The organism is Kineosporia mesophila (assembly GCF_021129235.1).
Lineage (GTDB): Bacteria > Actinomycetota > Actinomycetes > Actinomycetales > Kineosporiaceae > Kineosporia > Kineosporia mesophila.
Genome location: NZ_JAJOMA010000014.1, coordinates 172436 through 189418 on the forward strand (window position 1 = coordinate 172436; position 16983 = coordinate 189418).

The window sequence follows — 16983 nt, forward strand, 5'->3', positions numbered from 1 at the left end:
TGGCGCGCTACCCGGGCGTCATCCGCCGGGCAACCCACACAACTGTCCTAATGTCCAGGTTCAGCGAGGCGTTCCAAGGTTTCCCCACCCGGCCCCAGATCTGGGTCCCCCATCATTTCTTGGTCGCCAGGCCTCAGCAGGCGGCGTTGACGTCGATCGAGGTGACCGAGTTGACCGCCGTGCCGGCCAGGTTGCGCTTGGTACCCGAGCCGATGGTCGAGCAGCGGTCGGTGAAGTTCGCGCCGGTGTAGATGGCCACGTTCGAGCCCGTGCGGTTCCAGATGGACTCGATGTTGTTGTCCAGCACGGAACCGAGCTGCTTGATGTCTTCCGTGGTGTATCGGTACGTGCCACCACCGTCAGCCTCGGTCCAGACACAGAACTTTCCGCTGCCGCACTGCGAATACGAAGACGCCGCAGCCGAAGCCGACCCAGCCAGGGCCGTGGTGCCGATGGCCGTGGCCGAGAGCAGAGCAGCGGACAGGGCAGCGATACGACGCATTGATACCTGCATTTTCACTCCATCTTTCGGGGTTGGTGCAGTCAGATTACATACGGGTAACCCGTTTTGCTACAAAAAATATTGAACGCCTTCCCGGAGTATCCGTTGCCATCCCAATGCCATGAAAAACCCTGCGGCTTCAGCTTTTTGAAGGCATGACGAAGCGGCCCACGACTGCTTACTCGTGGACCTGACATCCGGGCAGACGTCATTCCGGCACGACCACAACCGTTTCCGGGAAACCGAAAACGACTTGCCGTCAGTGCTTCTCGCCGACCGGCGGACTACCCCGCCCTACTTGCCCCCGCGACCGGACCGCCTCAGCCCCCGCCTCAGCCCCCGGCTCACTACTCGTTCGATGCCGAACAAACTTCCCCTGACCCCCGGTGCCGCCCCATCGATCGCGCGCCCGATGGACCCCCCATCGCCGGCGCGCCTGCCCATTACAGGCGACCTGCGTAGATTTGGGGAGCCTTTTGGGACCTATGAGACCTATGTCACTCATGCGCCGAATGGGACCTATGGCCCTTCCCGGCCGGGAGTCGTTCACCCTGGTGAGATTCCTGGTCGGTGGCCTCGCCGGCGCCCCGCAGACCCACGGCGAGAAGGCCGACGTCGCATCACTCACCCAGCTGGTGCCGGAAGGCGCCCGGCCCGCGAGATCGAGGACTCCGTCGTCTTCACCACCCGGGTCGACCCGCCCAGCACCCTCACCGAGATCGGCCGGTGCCCCGAGGACACCCCGGAGCTGCGCGCCGTCACCGCCGATCTCGTGCTGGGCGCGGGTCGCCGCCCGAGTGTCTGGCGCGTCGCGGGCGGGCCGGGCACGGCCTGCCGGAGCCGGTGGCGTACGTGGCCGGGCGCCGAGAACGGGACCGGACATCAGTCCCCGAACCGGACGAGTCCCTCGTGTGGATGGGTGTTTTCCCGCATCATGAAACTCACAGCACCCATCTGACCAGCGGCTTTCCGGGGACCTGAGACCAAGGCGTAACTACCCCCCAGTAGACCGAGTACCGTCCTGGTGTTGCACCATTCACCTGGGGGGGAACGAATGTCTGCCGAGATCGGGAGGCGGTCCCGCGTCGTCGCCGGGATCGACCTGTCTGCATCGAACCTCGAGATCGCCCGCCGGGCGGCCCGTGAGGCGCGGCGGCGGGAGACGCCACTCGTGCTCGTCCATGCCCTGGGCATACCTCCGCGGCCGGCGGGTTCGCTGCGGCCCGCCAACGCCTCGCCCGAACTCCTGATCAGCACTGCCCAGTGGCTCGAGTCCATCGCCGAACCCCTGCGCGCCGAACCAGATTCGGTTCAGGTCAGCACCCGGGTCATCCCGGGGCGGGCCGACGACGTCCTGATCGCCGAGTCGCTCACGGCCTCGCTCGTGGTGCTGGGTGAAGACCGCGGCGGCGTGGTCGCGGCCGAGGTCGGGCACCGGGGCTGTTCACCGGTACTGATCGTGCGGCCCGAGCCGATGCCGATGCTGGCCGTCAGCCGTCCCGGCCGGAAGGCCTGACCCGCTCGGCGCTTCCGCCCGGCGCGCCGATCACCACCCGGCCGGTGAGGGGTGTGGCCGCCCGGCCGTGCGGCCACACCCCTCACCGTTCGCTCAGCCGCCCAGCAGGGTCACGCTGTAGTCGAGCGTCGTGCCCGAGGCGGTGTAGGTGGCGTTCTGCCCGTTCTCGCAGTACGAGACGAACACGTTGCCCGGCACCGTGTCACCCGCGGTCGCGCTGACCACCGGGCGCACGTCCGCACCCGGCGCGATCTCGGTGGCGTTCAGATCGATCGTGCGGGACTGGTTGATCGCGTACGTGTCGGTCGAGGCCGTCAGCGAACCCTCGCGGGTGGACAGCGCGAACGACAGGGTGAAACCGCCGTTGTTCACGACGGTCACCTTCTGCACGCAGGGGGACGCCTGCGCCTGGGCGGCCGGGGCCGCCTGGGCTGCCTGCGCCGCCGGGGCCCCGAGGCCGATCGCGGCCAGGGCCACGGCACCGGTCAGAGCGGCTCGCTGGGTGAAGAAGAGGTTGGTCAAGGCTGCCTCCATGTCAGATCCTTGTGACCGCAATATCCTTTTTGTCGCATCACGGCCACGGGCCACCCTCCCCCCACCGCACCACCTCTGCGAGTCCAGATGCCCCCCCGACCGGCAGCCGACCGGGTGGCGATCCGCACACCGTCCCGGATTTCTTTTCCGCCCGGCCCTGGCAGGCTGGGGTCAGCAGCCGGACAAAGGAGAGATAGTGCGCGCAGTTCGCGTGACGAGTACGGGCGGCCCCGAGGCGCTGGAGATCGGCGAGGTGCCGGAGCCGGTCGCCGGCCCGGGCGAGGTCCTGATCGACGTCGAGGCAGCCGGGGTGAACTTTCCCGATGTGCTGCTGAGCCGGGACCTTTACCAGCACAGGCCCGGAATCCCCTTCGTGCTGGGAGGTGAGGTGGCGGGCACCGTGCGGGAGGCGTCCCCCGATTCGGGGTTCGTGGCCGGTGACCGGGTGGCCGCGGCGACTACGACGGGCGCGTTCGCGCAGACCGTCGCCGCGCCGGTGGGCATGGTCGGGCCGCTGCCGGGCAAGACCGGTTTCGTCACCGGCGCCTGCCTGCCGATGAACTACCTGACCATGTCGTTCGCGCTGAACACCCGGGCCGGTGTGCTGCCGGGCCAGACGGTGCTCGTGCACGGTGCGGCCGGCGGGATCGGCACGGCCACCGTCCAGCTGGCCAAAGCGCTCGGCGCCCGGGTGATCTCGGTCGTCTCGACGCCCGAGAAGGCGGAGTTCGTCAAGGAGCTGGGCTCCGACGAGGTGGTGCTGGCCGACGGCTTCAAGGACGCGGTGCTCTCCTACACGGCGGGCGCGGGGGTCGATGTGGTGGTCGACCCGGTGGGCGGCGACCGGTTCACCGACTCGCTGCGCTGCCTGGCGCCGCTGGGCCGCCTGCTGGTGGTCGGTTTCACCGAGGGCAGCATCCCGACGGTGAAAGTGAACCGGCTGCTGCTGAACAACGTCGACGTGCGCGGCGTGGGCTGGGGCGCCTTCACCACGAAGTACCCGCAGGCCTGGCGGCGTGAGTGGGACCGGCTGATGCCCCTGCTGAAGTCGGGCGTGCTGGAACCGCCCGTGCACCGCATCTACTCGCTGGAGCGGGCCGCCGAGGCGATCGCGCTGCTCGAGGAGCGGGCGGTGTTCGGCAAAGTCGTCATCCAGCCGTAAGACGCTCGCGGCGGGGTCATGAGGGTTGGCTCATGACCCCGCGCAGGGTCTCGAAGTCGGCCAGGCTCAGCGGCACGAGCCCGTACCGCAGCGCGTAGCCCCAGTTCGGCGCGCTGGTGAGCTCCAGGACGACGTCGGCGATCGCCACCGGCGTCACCGGCTCGAATGCCACGTCGCGCCGCCACGGCCGGAACGTGCCGTGCGCGCCCATACTCATCATCTCGTCGGCCTGATACGGCTCGTCGTCGGCGACCACCCCCAGCTGCGTCACCGCCCGCAGCGGTTTCGTGTCGCTCATGCGCTGTTTCGACGAGTAGAAGACGAACCCGTCACCACGGCGCAGGCGCCGCAGATTGTTCCGCTTGCCGTGATTCAGCTGGATCCACCCCTTCTCCGCACCGATCGCCGCGTGCTCCGCGGAGACGACTCCCATCCAGGCCTGTTCCATGTCCATGACTCCATCCTCGGCCGAATACCTGCCAGGACGTGTCAGGTATTAACGTGGATCCGTGAAGTCCGACCGCCTGCTCGCACTGATGCTGCTCCTGCAGGCCCGCAGCCCGCGCTCGGCCACCGATCTGGCCGAGCAGCTCGAGGTGTCGGTGCGCACGATCTACCGTGATGCGCAGGCCCTCTCGTCGGCCGGGGTGCCGGTCTACGCCGAACGGGGCCGCAGCGGGGGTATCGCCCTGCTGCCCGGCTACCGCACGCAGGTCCCGGGGCTGACCGCCGACGAGTCGAGCGCCCTGTTCGTGCTCATGACCAGCACCGCCCACACCGATCTGGGTCTGGGCGGCGCGATCGGGCCGGCCCTGCGCAAGGTGCTGGCCTCGCTGCCCGAGACCCAGCGCGACACCGCCGGCCTGATCCGCGAGCGCATCCTCGTCGATCCCACCCGCTGGCGGTCGGCCGACACCCGGCCCGAGCACCTGGGCAGCGTGCAGACGGCCGTGCTCGAGGGGCGTCGTGTGCGGATGCGGTACGGGCCGGCCGGGGGCACGTACACGATCGATCCCCTGGGACTCGTCCACAAGGCCGGGGTCTGGCATCTGGTGGCCGAACACCGGCAGATCCTCAAGACTTTCCGTGCCGACCGGATCGGCGCCGTCACGGTGCTGGACACCCCGGCCCACCGCCGCGCCGGTTTCGACCTGGCGACCGCCTGGGACACGTTGCAGCGCGACTTCACCGGTTCCCTGCAGACGGTGCCGGTGCGGGTGCGGGTCCGGAGCCGCATTATCGGCCGGGTGCTGCGCATGCACGGGCAGGAACCGATGAAGGACGAGGTTCACGACGGGGAATGGGTCGAGACGGTCGTGCGGTTCCCGGCTCTGGCGGCCGCGCAGGCGCTGCTCGCGCACGGGGACGACCTCGAGATCCTCGATCCCCCTCAACTGCGGGAGCAGTTCGCGGATCTGGGCCGGCGGGTCAGCGAGCTCTACCGCAGGTGAGGGGCGCGGCACCTGGTTCCGGCGCCGCACCCCTCACCGCATCGACCGGTCAGCCGCCGTTGGACTGCCGGACCCCCCGGTCGCGGGCCCGGAAGGTGTACACGAACCCACCGGACGGACCGCTGACGGTGACGTACGCGTCTTTCGTTCCCGGTCGGATCGCCAGGTTCGTGGCCGAGTAGTCGCCGTCGTCGGGCACCGGCAGGTCGATCGTGTCGAGGTGGTCGCCGTTGCGGCCGAACACCATGACCCGGGCCTGACGGTGGAACATCTGGTAGACGTTCCCCGACGCGTCCACCGCGTTCGAGTCGACCTGGGCGAGCCCCGCGTCCACCCGCACGGCCGGGTACTGCGTGGCGACGGCCTTCCCACCGACCGTGAGACCCAGCCGGTCGATGCGGTTCCCGGAGTACTCGCTGATCCAGAGGCCCTCGTACGTCGCGTCGAACGAGACGCCGTTGGGGGCGGGCAGTTCGTCCGCGAGCACGGTGGCCTCCTGGCCGTCGCGGTCGATCCGCACGATGCGGCCCTGGTCCGGCCCGCCCGGCTCGTCGTGGCCGGTGGTGTCGCTGACGTAGAGGTTGCCCTCCGGGTCGAACGTCAGGTCGTCGGGCTTCATCACGGCGCCGTCGACCTGGCCGGTGAAGAACACCCGCGGGTCATCGCCGTCCAGGCTGATGCTGTCGATCGCTCCGGCCGCGAAGTCGGTCAGGTACAGGCGGCCGTCGTACGGGCTGATCTGGGCCGAGGTCCAGGCGCTGCTCGCATCGGTGAGGAATCCCTTCACCGAGCGCTTCCTCACGTCGATCGTCAGCACCTTGGGCTCACCGGCGGGCGCGGTGACGTCCACCACGAGCAGCGAGCCGTCGGGGGTGAACACCGGCCCCTCCAGCAAGGTCATGCCGGTGGCCTCGTGCACGTCGCTGACCTTGAGCAGTCGCCGTCCGTCCGGGTCAGCTCCGGCCGCGACCTCGGAACCGCAACCGCTCAGTACCAGAACGGCCACCATTCCCAGGGCCGGCCATCCCCGGCTCATCGGGTCCCGCTCTGCGCGGACGGCACCAGCACGTCATCGAGATGCTCGGCCCGCCATTCGCGCAGCAGCCGGTGAAAGGCGACCGGTCCAGGTGAATAGGTCCGGGCCGCAACCGTTCTGCCCTCAGCGTTGTAGTAGCCGGGGGTGCACTCGGCCTGGAAGGCCGTGGTGTCCGCCGAGACCTCCTCGATGGTCCGCACCCACGCCACCGCGTCGTCCGTCCGCGGTTCCACGCACCGGGCCCCGGTCTCGGCCGCCCGGGCCACCACCGCACCGATGTGATCGGCCTGTTCCTGCAGGATGTGCACGAAGTTGACCGCATTCGCGTTCTGCATCGACCCGAGCAGGAACAGGTTCGGGTAACCCGGGCTGTAGAGGCCGTGCAGGGTCTGCGGCCCGTGCTCGCGCCAGGTGTCCAGCAGCGCGCGGCCCCCACGCCCGATCACCGGCAGCGCCCCGGTGACGACCCCGGACCGGCCCACGTCGAACCCGGTGGCGAAGATGACGCAGTCGACGGGGTACTCGTCCTCCCCCACCACCACGCCGGTCTCCGTCATCCGGGTGATGCCCCCGGTGTCGGCCGTGTCGACGAGGGTCACGGTGGGCCGGTTGAAGGTGGGCAGGTACTCGTCGCTGAAACCGGGCCGCTTGCACATGTACCGGTACCAGGGCTTGAGCTTCTCGGCCGCCGCGGGGTCGCTCACCACCTCGTCCACCCGGGCCCGGATCTCGTTCATCGCCCGCGCGTCCAGCATCTCGTCCGTCAACTGGCGCTCGGGTTCGGGCACCGAGGTGTCCACGACACCGGCGAGGTAGGTCCGCTGCAGGCGGGCCGTCCTCGTCCACCCGTCCTGGATCAGGTCCTCGTCCACCGGCTCCCCGGTGACCGCGGCCAGGAAGTTGTTCATCCGGTCGCGCTGCCACCCGGGTTTCAGCGACGCCGGCCAGTTCTCGGCGAGCGGGCGGTTGTCCCGCACCCCCACGGTGGAGGGGGTGCGCTGGAAGACGTAGAGGTGCTGGGCGTCTCGGCCCACGTGCGGCACCACCTGGAGACCGGTCGCCCCGGTGCCGATCACGGCCACCCGCTTGTCGTTCAGCCCGGTCAGGCCGCCCTCGGCCGTGCCCCCGGTGTAGGCGTAGTCCCAGCGGCTGGTGTGGAAGGTGTTCCCGCGGAACGTGTCGATGCCGGGAATGCCGGGGAGTTTCGGCTGGGTCAGGGTGCCTTGGGAGACGACGACGTACCGGGCCCGCACCACGTCGCCGCGATCGGTCCCGGCCACCCACTCGTCGTTCTCCTCGTCCCAGGTCAGCGCGGTCACCCGGGTCTGGAACAGGGCGTGCTCGTAGAGCCGGTAGTGCTCGGCGATCGCCACCGCATGGCGTCGGATCTCCTCACCGGGCGCGTACCGCCGGGTCGGCACCGTGCCGACCTCTTCCAGCAGCGGCATGTAGACGGAAGCCTCGATGTCGCAATGGATCCCGGGATACCGGTTCCAGTACCAGGTACCGCCGACGTCACCCGCCTCGTCCGTCAGGCGGATCCGTTCCAGCCCCGTCTCCCGCAACCGGGCCCCGGTCAGGAGGCCCCCGAAACCCGCGCCGACCACCAGGGCGTCCACCCGGTCGTCCACCGGTCTGCGCTCGATCGTCGGCGTATAAGGGTCTTTCGCGTAGTACCCGTACTTCCCCGTCGCCGATCGGTACTGGGCCACGCCTTCCGCTCTCAGGCGACGATCACGTTCGTGCGCGTACTTGGCCCGCAGTCTTTCGAGTTCCCGTACCTCGATGTCCACTGCCCCGATGTCGATGCCAGCCGCAGAAGCCACGCAGGTCCTCAATCCCGACACGCCAGGCCTTCCGCCCGGCACGTCGTTGCTCGATACCGTCGGTCGCCAAAAGGTTAGCATCGCCCTAACCATTTGCCACTGGTTGCATACTGACGTCCGTGAACGGCGAGGAAGAACGCGATCGGCTGCTCCAGGCGCTCGGGGAGGCCCGGGTGGCGATGGAGAACTCCCTCCTGCCCGGCACCATGCGCCCGCTGCTCGACACCGACATGACGTTCGCGCAGCTCAAGGTGCTCACCATGCTGGCGACCACACCCGGCGGCCTGACCGTGCGGGGCCTGGCCGACAGCTTCGGGGTGTCCATGGCCTCGATGTCGACCATGATCGACCGGCTGGTAGCCCAGGGGGCCGCGCAGCGCGACGTGGACAGTTCCGACAGCCGGGTGCGCCGTATCCACGTCACCCCGCTCGGGCGCGACGCGCTGCACCGGATCGTCAGTGCCCGACCGGAGTTCGACGACCAGACTCTGCAATACCTGTCATTGGACGACCTGCGTGCGCTCACCCAGGGAATGCAGGCGGTGGCCCGGGTCTTCGCGGCTAGAGAGTGACCACGAGCTTGGTCGCGGAGACGCCCTTGCGCTGCCGATCCATCGCGTGCTGCAGATCGTCCAGAGAGCTGCCGGCAACGGACGCGGGTGGGAACGGCCGGTAGCGGCCCTCCGCGAGCGCGTCGGGCAGGAAGTCCCGGAAGATCGCGGGGGCCACCTCGTTCTTCTTCAGGTCCGACCCGATGACGAACTTCAGCCGCACCCCGCGCCGCCAGGCCGCCCACTGCCAGCTGACCATGCCGCCGATCATCCCGGTCGCCGCGCGGGGCAGGGAGAAACCGTTCTCGAACGTCACGGGGGCCGTGGCCATGGACACGAGACGGTTGCCGCGGCACTGCCCGGCGATGCGGATGCAGGCCGGCGTCGATCCGGGCCCGACCGCCAGGGCCCCGGCGAACTCACGGCCGGCGAAGGCCTCGACGATGTCCGCCTCGACCGTCGGGCTGCGGTAGTCGAACACCCGGGCCGCGCCCAGGTCCCTCAGCCGGTCGGCGTTGTGTGGTGAGGCGGTGGTGATCACCTCGTACCCGGCGGCCACGGCCAGCTGGATCGCGTTGGCGCCCACGCTCGTGGAGCCGCCCCAGACCAGCACCGTCTTACCCGAGGGCGGCGGCGTGGCGGTCGGGTGCGGCAGGGCCAGGTGGTCTTTCTGGAAGAGCGCGCAGGCCGCGGTGGAGAGCCCCAGGGGCAGCACCGCGGCGTCGGTGTAGGACAGGTCCGGCGGCAGTGGACTGGCCAGCCGCTCCTCGGCCACCGTGTACTCCTGGAACGCGCCCTGAGCGGCGCTGTCGGCGTCCTTGTCGGTACCGACCGACAGGGCCAGCACCCGGTCACCGGGCTGGAAGCGGGTCACGTCGGCCCCCACCTCGACCACCTCGCCCGCCAGGTCGGCGCCGAGCACGGCCGGGTAGGTGAGCCAGGTGTAGGCCACCCGGCCGGCCACCTGGATGACCCAGTCCAGCGGGTTGAGGGCGACGGCGTGATTGCGGACGACGATCTGCCCCGGTCCGGGAGTGGTGTAGGACGCGGGTCCGACCTGGAGAGGACGGTTGCGGGCGGGGATCCAGGCGGCGCGGTGGGACGGCATGACGACTCCTCGTGATTGCACTTGGTGCAATCAAGAATGGCATGTGACTGCACCAAGTGCAATCGCAGTAGGATCAGGCCATGGCACGGTGGGAACCGGACGCTCGCGGGCGTCTGCAGCAGGCGGCCATGGATCTGTTCCAGGAACGCGGGTACGGCGAGGTGACGGTGGCGCAGATCGCCGACCGGGCCGGGCTGACCAAGCGCACGTTCTTCAACCACTTCGCCGACAAGCGCGAGGTCTTCTTCGCGAACGCCCAGATGTTCGAGGAGAGCGTGCTGGGCCATCTGGCGGCCGCCGACCCGGATCTGCGGCCGATCGACGCCGTCGTGCTGGCCCTCACCCACGCGGGGCTGGAGCTGGCGCCCTACTACGAGTTCGCCAAGGCCCGGATCGCCGTGCTCGCGGTCACCCCGGAACTCCAGGAGCGCGACCTGGTCAAGTCGGCCGGGATGGTGGTGTCGGTGGCTCAGGTGCTGGGTCGCCGCGGCGTTCCGGAACGCATCGCCACCTTCGCGGCCCAGGCCGCCCTGTCGATCTTTCCCGTCGCCGCGGCCGAGTGGATAGCCCACCCCACCGCCGACTTTCCGGCGCTGATGCAGAAGACACTGGCCGAGTTCCGCGAATCCCTGGCCGGTGCTTAGTGCAGTGGCCACGGACGTTCGCCACCCGTCCCCTGCACTCCTCCGTTCGTGATCAGGCAGAACCTCCCCGGGAAGGTTCTGCCTGATCATGAACAAGAAGGGGGCCGGCCTTCCCGGTCATCGCGCCCGGACCCTTGCCGAGGTCTACCGGGCCTTCGGTGAGGACGACGCCACCTCGCCGCTGTACCGCCGCATCGCCCTGGCCCTGAGCTCGTCGGGCGAGGCACTGCGCGCGATCGAGCAGGCACCCGCGCGCCGACGGCAGCCCGCGCTGATCCTGGCCGCGCTCCACGACCTCGCACTCTCCGGACAGGCCCCGGAACTGGCCGGGATCTACGCCGCCCCAGTCGGCCGTGCTGGTCCGGAAAGCCTTCCCGGCCAACCCGATCAGGTCGCCGTCGATACCCTGCTGCGTCACACCGCCGCGGTCGCCGCCATCGCTGCCGCCCGGCGGGTCCGGACCCTCGAGACCGCCCGCTGCGCCGTGCTCCACCCGGCCGTGGCCGAGGCGGCCCACCGAGCCGGCGCCCCGTCAGTGGCACTGATCGATGTGGACTGCTCGACGGGCCTGAATCTCCAGGTCGATCGGTGCGGCATCACCTACGACAACGGTCAGGTCCGCGGCGATCCCCTCTCGCCGGTGCAGCTTTCGAGCCGCATCGTGGGCGACCGCCCCCTCCCCGAACGCGTCTTCCCCGAGGTGGTCACCCGGATCGGCATCGACCCCGATCCCCTCGACCTCCCCGCCGACACCGACAGCCGCTCCGCCACCCGCTCCGACACCCGCTCCGCCACCGACGACGCCCGATGGCTGCACGCCTGCCTGGCCCCCGACCGACCCGACCAGGCCACCGCCCTCCAGGCCCAGCTGACCCTGACCGCCCGCACGACACCGCATGTCCTTCGGGGTGACGCCCTCGACCTGCTCCCCGACGCCCTCGCCCAGGTGCCCACCGGCGTCCTCCCGATCGTCACCACCACCTGGGCCCTGTCCCGTCAACGGCCGCAGAAGCGCCACCGTCTCCTGAAGCACCTCGAAGTGGCCGGGCGCCCGGTGGCCTGGGTGTCCGCGGAAGGGGTCGGCGTGGCCCCGGGCATCCCGGCCTTCGGCGACCGGCCCGCCTCCGGCCACAGCATCATCGGGCTGGCGCTGTTCGGCTCGTCCCCGCACCGGGAGGCCCTGGGCCGCTGCTGGTCCCGGGGACGTCTGCTCTCCTGGACAGCCGGCTAGCCCATGAGTTCCACCAGCCGCTCGCGGCACCAGTCGTACTGCGTCGTGGTGGTGTGCCCGCGGTAGCTCGTCTCGATGATCATGATGAGCACCAGGTACAGGCTGTACAGCCAGCGCCGCTGCCGCTCGTCGTCGGTGAGATCGCCCCACCCGTAACCGCGCAGGAAGGCCGCCGGGTCACCGAAGACCCCCGGCAGGTCCAGCCCGACGAAACCGGCCTCGATCAGCGGGTCCCCGTAGAAGGCCCGCTCGTGGTCGATGACGCTGACGATCTTCCCGTCACGCACCATCGCGTTGTTGGGGAACAGGTCCCATTCCACGAAGCGCGGTTCGGTCACCGCGTCGAGGGTGCCGGCCCGGGCCGCGACCGCCTCGCGCACCACGTCGTACCCGTACCCCAGATCAACATCGCGGCGCTCGCCGTCACCCAGCACACCCTCGAGCAGATCGGTGAAACAGGCCCGCCAGGTGGAGTGCCCCGGCCCCTCCAGCGCCCCGAACCAGGGCCCCCGCACCTCGTTGAGCTCACGGTTGAGCGCGCCCACCGCCTCCCGGTAGGCGTTCTCGTGCTCCGGCGACAGCCTTCCCTCCTGCCGCAGGATGCCGAAGTTGTCGGCGTCCACGTAGGACATGAAGAAGTAGTCAGCGTCGCACAGTTCGTGGCTACGATCGGCGAAGTCGACCGTCGGCACCGGCACCTCGGTCTTGTCCCGGATCAGCTGCAGCGCCGCCAGTTCCGTGGCCATGGCCTCCTTCTCGTAGCTCATCACCTCGATGTGCGGCGGCGGCGCGATCTTCAGCACCACCGACCGCCCGTCGACGAGCCGGATCAGATAGACCACGTTGAACCACCCGTGTCCCAGCTCCTGGACCCAGCCGTCCCCCGCGGGCACCAGCCCGTCCCCGTAGGCGCGGGCCGTCAGGGCCCGCAGCGTCGCCGGCGACTGCCGGTTCTTCGTGATGCTCTCCACCAGATCTCCACCTCTCCGTTCCGGTTCTCCCCGGAAGACCCGCTGTCAGACCACCGACCGGATCCGCACCACCAGCACCGATCCCAGCACGCTGACCAGGGCCGCCAGCAGGTACAGGCCGGTGTAGCCGAGGCCCAGGCCCAGCACACCCGCCGCCAGGACCGGGGCGAGCACCTGGGGCAGGGCCGTGGCGATGTTGATGACGCCGAGGTCCCGGGCGCGGTCGTCGGCGGTGGGCAGCACCTGGGTCACGAGGGCGAAATCTACCGCGGTGTAGGCACCGAAGCCGATGCCCAGCACGACCGCTCCCACCCAGACCGCCGGCCGGGTCGGGCCCAGCGTCGGGGCCAGGGCGAACAGCAGCAGCGCGGCCGCCGTGATCAGGCCCGACCAGATCACGAAGACCTGGCGCCGTCCGGCCCGGTCCGACCAGTACCCACTCACGAACGCCGTCACCACCGTGCACAGACCGTAGGCCGCGGTCAGGGCGAAAACCGTTCCGTCGGCCTCGTCGTCGGACAGGCCCACGGCATCCTTCAGGTAGTACAGGAGGTAGAGGATGAGCAGGGCGTTGCCGAGGTTCATCAGGAACCGGGTGATCCAGGCCCAGGCGAAATCCGGGTGCCGGCGCGGTGACACCCAGAAGTCCCGCAGAGCCAGGGGTGGACGTTCCTCCCGCCCGACGGCCCGGTCGCGCGGGTTGAGCGCGTAGGGAGTGGTGGTCACGACGAGAACCCCGGCCAGGGCCAGGTATCCGGCGGTGGTACTGCCGGCGGCGGCCGCGATCCCGGTCCCGGCCACGACGCCGAGGGTCTGGGCGACGGCGAGTGCTCCCCCGACGCCTCCGCGCTCGCCGGCCGGCACCTGGTCGGGCACGGTCGCGGTGATCGCGGCGAGCATGGCGTTGAGGGCGGCCTGGGCCAGGGCCCAGGCGAGGGTCATCTCCAGGATCGAGCCGGCTCCCGACAGCAGCAGCATCGCGACGACCCCGCCCGCGGCGCCACCGAGCACCCAGGGCAGGCGGCGCCCCCGGCTCAGGGTGGTGCGGTCGGAGAAGGCGCCCCAGATCGGGTTGAGCACGGTCGACACGGCGGCGCCGACCCCCGTCACCAGGGAGAGCGCCGCCTCCTTGTGTCCGGGCGCGAGTGCCTGAGCCTGTTCGGCCAGCAGCACCTGGATCGGGCCGAACAGGCCGGACCACATGCCGATGCTGACCAGCACCAGCCCCGCCACCCAGGAGCGGGGAACCTCTCGGCTCACGGCGCGCTTTCGCGGTGGGCCCGGATCTTCTGGGCGTACCCGGCGAAGGATCGCTCCGGGGTGCGCCCGAGGGTCTCGAAGTCCACGTGCACCCGGCCGAACCGCTGCGTCCACCCGTCGGCCCCCTCGAAGTGGTCCAGCAGCGACCAGCAGCGGTGGCCGCGCACGTCCACACCCCGGTCGACCGCATCGGCGACGGCCCGCAGGTGCGCGTCGAGGGAGCCGATACGGGACAGCAGGCCCCGGCCCGGCGCGAGCTCGGTCTGCGCGTGGCCCCGCGGGGTCATGACGTGGGGCTCGTTCACCGGGCACCAGTGGATCACCCGGTCGCCCGGGCGACCGGCCACGATCTGCGCGTACTCCCCGGACCGCAGGGCCGTGTCGCGCATCAGCCAGCCACCCGCGTCCTGGAGCCCCTGGGGTAGATCCCCGCGGTGGAGCGTGACCATCGGCTGGATCCCCACCGCCGGCAGCCGGTCGACGAGCTGGTCATACAAGTCCAGGCCGGGGCCGTTGGCGGGGCCCGAGCCGCCGAACACGATGTTCCGTGGCAGGTCCACCGCGCTCCTCGGGCCGTCGCCGTCCATGATCACGTCATCGCCGGGAAGATCCTCCCTTTCGTCACCGGTAGCTGTCCATGACGGAGGGTCATCGAACACGGCTCGGGTATGCTCCGTTGGCCCGTGTCACCCCAAGGTCTCGAGAAGCGTGAACGACAGCAGCACCGAACGCCCGATCATCACTCCGGGCCGAATCTTCCATCTCGTGGCATCGTGCGTGGTGCTCGGCGCGGGCGTGGCGCTCTTCCTGCTCGCCTCGCTCGGGTCCGACGGATACTCCACCCTGATCAGCGGTCTCACCGACACGAGCGGTCTGCCGTTCATGGTCGTGAACATCTCGGTGGGTGTGGTCTTCGTGATCATGGCCTGGCTGCGCGGCACCCGTCCCGGGCTCGGCACGGTCACCCAGCCGGTGGTGGTCGGGCTGACCGTCTCCCTGCTGCTGGCCTGGCTGGACACCCCGGACAGCATGGTGGTGCGGATCGTGATGCTGATCGCCGCCGTGCCGGTGCTGGCCATCGGCGTGGCCGGCTATCTCGGCAGTGGCACCGGCGCCGGTCCGGCCGAGGCCGCGGCCCTGGCCTGGGACCCGCCCGTGCCGTTCCGCTGGAGCTACAGCATTCTTCAGGGCGGCGGCGCGCTGGTCGGCTGGCTGCTGGGCGGCGCCGTGGGGCCGGGCACGATCCTGGTCATCCTGGTGCTCGGCCCGGCCATCGACCTGGCCACCCGCCGGGTGCCCGGACTGGTCTACGACCGCACCCCGCAACCGGCCTGATCGACGGCGGGCGACCACCTCGTCCGTTGCTCCCGAACGCACCAGCTTCAGCGCGCCGTCCGCGCCCACCCGCATCGTGGTGGTGGCGTGGTGCGTGAGGCCCGGCCGGTGCGGTGGGCCCGGTCCTTCACCCCAGCTCAGCACGGGCGCGGCCGGCATCGAGATCGAGCCCGGCCACGACGGCACGCACCACCCGGCCGCCGGCCAGATGGGTCAGCACCATCACGGCGCCGCCCGCCGCGGTCATCCGCGCGGCGCTGTCGGCCACCAGCCGGGAGCCAGACATGAATCTCCCCGGAAAACGCTACAAGGGATCCTCGCAGACCGGTAAACATCCACACCAGAGGGACTTTCGGGAGGCGCGTCAAAACCATCCGGTCATTTCCGAAAGCATTGCCGGACAGGGACTTTCAGGGGCACCCGCAATTCGTGAAATACCGCTGTAACATTTATGGTTAGCTTGACGTGGCGACGGTGCCCCCACCCAGAAACCTGATGCGCCTCCACGCCCGGCTCCGCGCGAACCGGGCCGGAAAGGAACCTCGTGCTTCCCGCAGCACCCGCCGTGGCCGGCTCCGAGTCGGCGACGGCGGCAGAACCGTCACCCTCCCCCACACCCACCCAGCTCTGGCACCAGGTCTCCGACGCCGCTCAGGACGGCCCGGGCGCGTTCACCCAGCTCCTGCTGCGCGCCGGTGACACGCTGCTCCACTTCACCGTCAAGGCCGTCGTCCTGCTCGCGTTGCTGCTGGTGGTCCGGCTGATCGCGCACCGCCTGCTCAAGGCCGTCGCCGACCGCATCGCCACCAGCGCCTCCCCCGACCGCGGCAGCCTCCAGACGCTGTGGCAGACCATCCGGCGCCGCCCCCACACCCGCGAGGAAGCCCTCACCGAACGGCGCAAGCAGCGCGCACGGGCCATCGCCTCGCTGCTGTCCCACCTCACCTCCGCCGCCCTGGCCATGGTGGCTGTCCTGCTCTTCGTGCAGGGCACCGGCCTGTCGAAGGCCGGGGTCTTCACCGCCGGCCTGCTCGGCGTGGTCGCCGCCGTCAGCGCCCAGGGCCTGGGCCGCGACATCATCGCCGGCCTCTTCGTCCTCGCCGAGGACACCTACGGCATCGGCGACTACATCGACACCACCCTCGGCGCCACCGGCGTGGTGGAGGAGATCGGGCTGCGCACCACGCGACTACGCGGCCGCGACGGCACGATCTGGCACGTGCGGCACAGCAAGATCGACCGGCTCGGCAACCGCACGCAGGCCCAGTCGCACCTGACCCTCGACATCCGGGCCGGTTTCGGCGAGGGGTCACCCGACACCAGCGCCGCCGGGCGCCTCGCCGCCGCCGAACGCGTGGTGCGGATGAGCCTGGACCGCCTCGACCGCGACCTCGCCTCGGCCGCCTCCCCGAACCCGCTGAAGGCCGGCGCGGTGGCCGGCACCCTGGCCGAGATCCTGCCGGTACTCGTGCCCGGCGCCCGGCAGAAGGCCTTCGCCACCCTGGCCACGGTCACGTCCGCCGCCGAGATGGTCGACACCCAGCCCCTCGCCTTCACCCCCAAGGACCTCGACGACCTGGCCCACCTGCGCGACCTGCTCGAGGACGCCGACGTGCCGGTCCTGACCCAGAGCCACCTGGCCGGCCTGATCAACGCCGGTGACGACCACGTGGTGCTGCGCGTGACGGCGCGGGTGTCCGACACCTCCCGGCAGCAGGCGCTCGCGGTGCTGCGGCGCCGGCTCTTCCTCGACCTGAACGCCGCCGGTTTCTCGGCCTCGTTCACGGTGCCGGGGCCCGAAGAGCTCTAGCCGGAAGAGGTTCCGGACCGACCACGGCCGTCGGACACGTTTCCGA

Annotated in this window: 18 protein-coding genes; 8 read left to right on the forward strand and 10 right to left on the reverse strand. The window is 70.3% G+C overall.

Annotated features, from left to right (window positions below):
- Window positions 1–133: 133 nt before the first annotated feature.
- The gene (locus tag LR393_RS20655) at window positions 134–514 is read right to left on the reverse strand and encodes a peptidase inhibitor family I36 protein (protein WP_231485710.1); all 381 of its coding nucleotides are present in this window, start codon (window positions 512–514) and stop codon (window positions 134–136) included.
- Between the two features lie 1042 nt (window positions 515–1556).
- Between LR393_RS20655 and LR393_RS20660 the strand changes: the two genes are divergently transcribed.
- Entirely contained in the window at window positions 1557–2018 is a 462-nt protein-coding gene (locus LR393_RS20660; protein ID WP_231485711.1) for a universal stress protein, read from the forward strand.
- Between the two features lie 93 nt (window positions 2019–2111).
- On the opposite strand, the gene LR393_RS20665 is transcribed toward LR393_RS20660, so the two are convergent.
- Complete coding sequence (locus LR393_RS20665) at window positions 2112–2552, reverse strand: hypothetical protein (RefSeq protein ID WP_231485712.1); 441 nt, start codon at window positions 2550–2552, stop codon at window positions 2112–2114.
- A gap of 196 nt (window positions 2553–2748) precedes the next feature.
- On the opposite strand from LR393_RS20665, the gene LR393_RS20670 reads away from it, so the two are divergent.
- Entirely contained in the window at window positions 2749–3714 is a 966-nt protein-coding gene (locus tag LR393_RS20670) for an NADPH:quinone oxidoreductase family protein (RefSeq protein ID WP_231485713.1), read from the forward strand.
- 16 nt (window positions 3715–3730) lie between these two features.
- Here the strand turns inward: LR393_RS20670 and LR393_RS20675 are convergent, their stop codons facing one another.
- Complete coding sequence (locus LR393_RS20675) at window positions 3731–4168, reverse strand: EVE domain-containing protein (protein WP_231485714.1); 438 nt, start codon at window positions 4166–4168, stop codon at window positions 3731–3733.
- Between the two features lie 55 nt (window positions 4169–4223).
- Here LR393_RS20675 and LR393_RS20680 point away from each other — a divergent pair, with 55 nt between their 5' ends.
- Window positions 4224–5165 (forward strand): helix-turn-helix transcriptional regulator, encoded by a 942-nt coding sequence (locus tag LR393_RS20680; RefSeq protein ID WP_231485715.1) that lies wholly within the window; start codon window positions 4224–4226, stop codon window positions 5163–5165.
- 49 nt (window positions 5166–5214) lie between these two features.
- Here the strand turns inward: LR393_RS20680 and LR393_RS20685 are convergent, their stop codons facing one another.
- Both LR393_RS20685 and LR393_RS20690 read right to left on the reverse strand, forming a co-directional pair.
- Entirely contained in the window at window positions 5215–6201 is a 987-nt protein-coding gene (locus tag LR393_RS20685; protein WP_231485716.1) for an SMP-30/gluconolactonase/LRE family protein, read from the reverse strand.
- On the reverse strand, window positions 6198–8027 hold the full coding sequence (locus LR393_RS20690) for a flavin-containing monooxygenase (RefSeq protein WP_231485717.1): 1830 nt from the start codon (window positions 8025–8027) through the stop codon (window positions 6198–6200). The genes LR393_RS20685 and LR393_RS20690 overlap by 4 nt, the downstream gene beginning before the upstream one ends.
- Window positions 8028–8146: 119 nt before the next feature.
- Between LR393_RS20690 and LR393_RS20695 the strand changes: the two genes are divergently transcribed.
- A complete protein-coding gene (locus tag LR393_RS20695; protein ID WP_231485718.1) occupies window positions 8147–8599 on the forward strand; it encodes a MarR family winged helix-turn-helix transcriptional regulator in 453 nt (150 codons plus the stop codon).
- Here the strand turns inward: LR393_RS20695 and LR393_RS20700 are convergent.
- Window positions 8589–9686 (reverse strand): zinc-binding alcohol dehydrogenase family protein, encoded by a 1098-nt coding sequence (locus LR393_RS20700; RefSeq protein ID WP_231485719.1) that lies wholly within the window; start codon window positions 9684–9686, stop codon window positions 8589–8591. The two genes, LR393_RS20695 and LR393_RS20700, sit on opposite strands and share 11 nt — an antisense overlap.
- An 80-nt stretch (window positions 9687–9766) precedes the next feature.
- Between LR393_RS20700 and LR393_RS20705 the strand changes: the two genes are divergently transcribed.
- A complete protein-coding gene (locus LR393_RS20705; RefSeq protein ID WP_231485720.1) occupies window positions 9767–10330 on the forward strand; it encodes a TetR/AcrR family transcriptional regulator in 564 nt (187 codons plus the stop codon).
- Window positions 10331–10418: 88 nt separating this feature from the next.
- Complete coding sequence (locus LR393_RS20710; RefSeq protein WP_231485721.1) at window positions 10419–11561, forward strand: DUF2332 domain-containing protein; 1143 nt, start codon at window positions 10419–10421, stop codon at window positions 11559–11561.
- Here LR393_RS20710 and LR393_RS20715 read toward each other — a convergent pair.
- From LR393_RS20715 to LR393_RS20725, 3 genes are read right to left on the reverse strand one after another with little or no spacing between them, the layout of a single operon-like run.
- Window positions 11558–12532: a phosphotransferase family protein gene (locus LR393_RS20715; RefSeq protein ID WP_231485722.1), complete on the reverse strand. Its 975-nt coding sequence runs from the start codon at window positions 12530–12532 to the stop codon at window positions 11558–11560. The genes LR393_RS20710 and LR393_RS20715 overlap by 4 nt on opposite strands.
- 45 nt (window positions 12533–12577) lie before the next feature.
- Window positions 12578–13792: an MFS transporter gene (locus LR393_RS20720; RefSeq protein ID WP_231485723.1), complete on the reverse strand. Its 1215-nt coding sequence runs from the start codon at window positions 13790–13792 to the stop codon at window positions 12578–12580.
- Window positions 13789–14352 carry a family 1 glycosylhydrolase gene (locus LR393_RS20725; RefSeq protein WP_231485724.1) on the reverse strand — a complete coding sequence of 188 codons (564 nt, stop codon included), beginning with the start codon at window positions 14350–14352 and terminating at the stop codon, window positions 13789–13791. The genes LR393_RS20720 and LR393_RS20725 overlap by 4 nt, the downstream gene beginning before the upstream one ends.
- Window positions 14353–14500: 148 nt before the next feature.
- Between LR393_RS20725 and LR393_RS20730 the strand changes: the two genes are divergently transcribed.
- On the forward strand, window positions 14501–15127 hold the full coding sequence (locus LR393_RS20730; RefSeq protein ID WP_231485725.1) for a YczE/YyaS/YitT family protein: 627 nt from the start codon (window positions 14501–14503) through the stop codon (window positions 15125–15127).
- Between the two features lie 127 nt (window positions 15128–15254).
- On the opposite strand, the gene LR393_RS20735 is transcribed toward LR393_RS20730, so the two are convergent.
- A complete protein-coding gene (locus LR393_RS20735; protein ID WP_231485726.1) occupies window positions 15255–15413 on the reverse strand; it encodes a hypothetical protein in 159 nt (52 codons plus the stop codon).
- A gap of 258 nt (window positions 15414–15671) precedes the next feature.
- On the opposite strand from LR393_RS20735, the gene LR393_RS20740 reads away from it, so the two are divergent.
- Window positions 15672–16937, forward strand: a complete 1266-nt coding sequence (locus tag LR393_RS20740) for a mechanosensitive ion channel family protein (protein ID WP_231485727.1) — start codon at window positions 15672–15674, stop codon at window positions 16935–16937.
- Window positions 16938–16983: the final 46 nt, after the last annotated feature.

Excerpts from the sequence above, each read along its gene's own strand:
- LR393_RS20685 (WP_231485716.1), bottom strand. The coding sequence starts at position 6,201 with ATGAGCCGGGGATGGCCGGCCCTGGGAATGGTGGCCGTTCTGGTACTG.
- LR393_RS20660 (WP_231485711.1), top strand. The coding sequence starts at position 1,557 with ATGTCTGCCGAGATCGGGAGGCGGTCCCGCGTCGTCGCCGGGATCGAC.
- LR393_RS20655 (WP_231485710.1), bottom strand. The coding sequence starts at position 514 with ATGCAGGTATCAATGCGTCGTATCGCTGCCCTGTCCGCTGCTCTGCTC.
- LR393_RS20710 (WP_231485721.1), top strand. The coding sequence starts at position 10,419 with ATGAACAAGAAGGGGGCCGGCCTTCCCGGTCATCGCGCCCGGACCCTT.
- LR393_RS20675 (WP_231485714.1), bottom strand. The coding sequence starts at position 4,168 with ATGGACATGGAACAGGCCTGGATGGGAGTCGTCTCCGCGGAGCACGCG.
- LR393_RS20700 (WP_231485719.1), bottom strand. The coding sequence starts at position 9,686 with ATGCCGTCCCACCGCGCCGCCTGGATCCCCGCCCGCAACCGTCCTCTC.
- LR393_RS20705 (WP_231485720.1), top strand. The coding sequence starts at position 9,767 with ATGGCACGGTGGGAACCGGACGCTCGCGGGCGTCTGCAGCAGGCGGCC.
- LR393_RS20735 (WP_231485726.1), bottom strand. The coding sequence starts at position 15,413 with ATGTCTGGCTCCCGGCTGGTGGCCGACAGCGCCGCGCGGATGACCGCG.
- LR393_RS20665 (WP_231485712.1), bottom strand. The coding sequence starts at position 2,552 with ATGGAGGCAGCCTTGACCAACCTCTTCTTCACCCAGCGAGCCGCTCTG.